At 60.0% G+C, this 4,075-nt stretch carries 1 pseudogene; it reads right to left on the bottom strand.

Features of this window, described 5'->3' with window-relative positions:
* Window positions 1–4,075 (bottom strand): annotated as a pseudogene (locus AC04SF_RS37195) (hypothetical protein); the annotation flags it as partial.

Below are 4,075 nucleotides of genomic sequence, written 5' to 3'. Positions count from 1 at the left end.
GGCGAACCGGGCAGGTTCTTGCCGTCCGGCCTGGACGATGTCCTGCGCCTGCGATGGCAATGCACCCAGTTGATGGATGGGGTCCGCCGACGACATCAGGCGACCGCCTGAATTGGCGATCTCGCTCAGCTGCCGCTCAATGGCAAGGCCGTCTGGATTGTCCAGGGTCCTCGGCCTCTTCGCTGGCCCCAACCCAGCTGTGTCACGCTCATCGTTGATGAGGACCTCCTCGCTTGGCGGGAGGTTGCTGCTGGCAAATACACCCATCGGCTTGTCGGGGACCTGGCGCGCGGCTGGCTCGAGAGATGACCACCGGCCGGGTTTGTCCATCATCTCCCAAAGCAAATCCTGATCGTAGCCTTCCACGGGAGGCAGCTCATCTGGCCATCTGCCCGCGCCCTGCGACGCGCTGTGCTGCGCAGCGGCGCCGACGGACATCGGCTCCATCCGGATCGCGTTTCCGGGATCAGGAACGAGGGGAATATGGCGTTCGAGCTCCATCGCTTTAGCGCCTGCCTGCGATTTTCGCAGATCAGCCAGTGCGACACCGATATGCTGACTACCCCCGCCGTCCTTCCTATAGCGTTTGACATCGCCGTCCAATGATGTGCCGGAAAGCCGAGCAGCAATGCCCGGCTTGTTATTCTCACGCAGGTAGTCACTGAAACTGCGAAGAACAGCTGCATACAACCTGCCAGTCGATGTCCTTGCTTCGTTTTTGTATTCTCTGATGAGAGCCAGATCCTGGGGGTGAGGAGTTAGCTTAGCGCGGCCTGTGATCGGCATGACGCCGCCCGCCGAATGGAAGGTCCGCAGATGGTCCATTGCCGGACGGAGTCTCCCATTATGACCCTTTTCGATGGCCTCGCGCACATCATCGGTCAGCGACCGGTCGTCGAGCCGGGCAGCAATCGGATCTTTGTTATTTGCGAAGAGCCAGCGCCCGAAGCTGCGAAGAGAAGATACATAGGCGTTGGCAGTGCCATCGGCGGCATTGCCCTCGAAGAGGGCCTTCTCAAGCCCCGAAATAAGGCGAGCGTCCTCGGAATAAAGAGGCTGCTTGCTGCGCCCTATCAAAACCGGCTCGAGAGATGGCGACGGGCCGGGTTCGCCCGTCAGCTCCCAAAGCAAATCCTGATCGTAGCTTTCCACAGGAGGCAGCTCCTCCGGCCACCTGTCCGCTTCCTGCGACGCGCTGTGCTGGACAGCGGCGCTGCCGACGGGCATCGGCTCCATCCGGACCGCTTTTGCGGGTGCAGGAACGGGGAGGTTATGGCGCTCGAGCTCCATCGCTTTAGCGCCTGCCTGCGATTTTCGCAGATCAGCCAGTGCGGCACCGATATGCCGACTACCCGCGGCGTCTTTCCTATAGCGCTCGACATCGCTGTCCAACGACGTGCCGGAAAGCCGAGCAGCAATGCCCGGCTTGTTGTTCTCACGCAGGTAGTCACTGAAATTGCGAAGAACAGCTGTATACCGGCTGCGGGTCCCTGTCGCAGCTTCGTTTTTGTACTCTTTGATGAGAGCCACGTCCTGAGGGTGAGGATTTAGCTCAGCGCGGGCTGTGATCGGCACCACTCCGCCCGCAGACTGGAAGGTCCGGAGATGGTCCATTGCCGGACGGAGTCTCCCGTAATGACCCGTTTCGATGGCCTCGCGCACATCATCGGTCAGCGATTGCTCGTTGAGCCGGGCAGCAATCGGATCTTTTTTATTTGCGAAGAGCCAGCGCCCGAACCTGTGAAGAGAATATACATAGTTGTAGGCAGTGCGGTTGGCGGCGTTGCCGTTGGGGAATGCCTTCTCAAGTCCCGAAATAAGGCGAGCGTCCTCGGAATAAAGAGGCTGCTTGCTCCGCCCTATCCGAACTCCAGTTGACTGAGCCGGCCGCAGTGTCGAGGTCGCCGGTATTGCTCCGCCTGAATTGGCGATCTCGCTCAGCTGCCGCTCAATGGCAAGACCGTGTAGATTGGCTGGGGTCCTCGGCCTCTTCGCTGGCCGCAACCCAGCTGTGTCACGCTCATCGTTGATGAGGACCTCCTCGCCTGGCAGGAGGTTGCTGCTGGCAAGTGCATCCATCGGCTCGTCCGGGAACTGCTGGCGGTCGTAGCCCGAGTTCAAGGGACGAATGGACGCTCGATCCGAAGACTGGTCATGGCGCGCGGCTGGCTCGAGAGATGACGGGCCGGGTTTGTCCATCATCTCCCAAAGCAAATCCTGGTCGTAGCTTTCTACAGGAGGCAGCTCATCCCGCCATCTGCCCGCGCCCTGAGACGCGCTTTGCTGCGCAGCGGCGGCGCCGACGGGCATCGGCTCCATCCGCGGCGCGTTTTCGGAATCAGAAACGGGGAGGATATGGCGCTCGAGCTCCATCGCTTTAACGCCTGTCTGCGATTTTCGCAGATCAGCCAGTGCGGCACGGATATGCCGATCCCCGGCGCCCTTCCTATAGATCTCGACATCGCCGTCCAATGACGTGCCGGAAAGCCGACCAGCAATGCCCGGCTTGTTGCTCTCACGCAGGTAGTCACTGAACCTGCGAAGAAGAGCTGCATACAACCTGCCAGTCCTTGTCGCTGCGTCATTTCTGTACTCTTTGATGAGAGGCAGATCCTGGGGGTGAGGATTTAGCTCGGTGCGGCTTGTGATCAGCACGTTGCCCGTCGCCTGGAAGGTCCGGAGATGGTCTATTGCCGCACGGAGTCTCCCGTAATGACCCTTTTTCATGGCCTCGCGCACATCATCGGTCAGCGAACGGTCGTCCAGCCGAGCAGCAATCGGGTCTTTGTTATTTGCGAAGAGCCAGCGCCCGAAGTTGCGAAGAGAAGATACATAGGCGTAGGCAGTGGCATCGGCGGCCTTGCCCTTTGGGAGCGCGTTCTCAAGCCCCGAAATAAGGCCAGCGTCCTCGGAATAAAGAGGCTGCTTGCTCCGTCCTGTCAAAACTCCAGCTGTCTGAGACGGTTGCAGTGTCGAGGCGGCTGAATTGGCGATCTCGCTCAGCTGCCGCTCAATGGCAAGACCGTGTAGATTGTCCAGGGTCCTCGGCCTCTTCGCTGGCCGCAACCCAGCTGTGTCACGCTCATCGTTGATGAGGACCTCCTCGCTTGGCAGGAGGTTACTGCTGGCAAATGCACCCATCGGCTTGTCGGGGAACTGCTGGCGGTCGTAGCCCCAGTTCAAGTGGCGAACGGACTCTCGGGGATCCGATGACTGGTCATGGCGCGCGGCTGGCTCGAGAGATGACGACGGACCGGGTTTGTCCATCATCTCCCAAAGCAAATCCTGATCGTAGCTTTCTACGGGAGGCAGATCCGCTGGCCACCTGTCCGCTTCCTGCATCGGCTCCATCCGGACCGCCTTTTCGGCAGCAGGAACGAGGGGAATATGGCGCTCGAGTCCCATCGCTTTAGCGCCTGCCTGCGATTTTCGCAGATCAGCCAGTGCGGCACCGATATTCCCACTACCGCCGACGTCTCTCCTATAGCGCTCGACATCGCCGCCCAACGACGTGCCCGAAAGCCGACCAGCAATGCCTGGCTTGTTGCTCTTACGCAGGTAGTCACTGAATTTGCGAAGAACAGTTGCATACACCTTGCGGGTCGATGTCTCCGCGTCGTTTCTGTACTCTTCGATGAGAGCCACGTCCTGGGGGTGCGGAATTAGATCAGTCCGGCTTGTGATCGGCACGACTCCGCCCGTCGACTGGAAGGTCCGGAGATAGTTTATTGCCGAGAGGAGTCGTCTGTCATGACCCTTTTCGACAGCTTCGCGCGCTTCATCGGTCAGCGACTGGTCGTCGAGACGAGCAGCAATCGGATCTTTTTTATTTGCGAAGAGCCGGCGGCTGAAGCTGCGAAGAGAGTATATATAGGCGTTGGCGGTGTGATTGGCGGCCTTGCCCTTGGGGAGCGCGTTCTCAAGCCCCGAAATAAGGCGAGCATCCTCGGAATAGAGAGGCTCCTTGCTGTGCCCTATCAAAACCCCAGCTGACTGGACCGGCTGCAACGTCGAGGCCGCCGGCATTGCTCTGCCGCCACGGGAACTGGCGATCTCGCTCAGCTGCCGCTCAAAG

Source organism: Mesorhizobium sp. CNPSo 4671, assembly GCF_057784245.1.
Note: the sequence above shows the minus strand (reverse complement) of the source record. Positions and strands in the feature narration are given on the sequence as shown.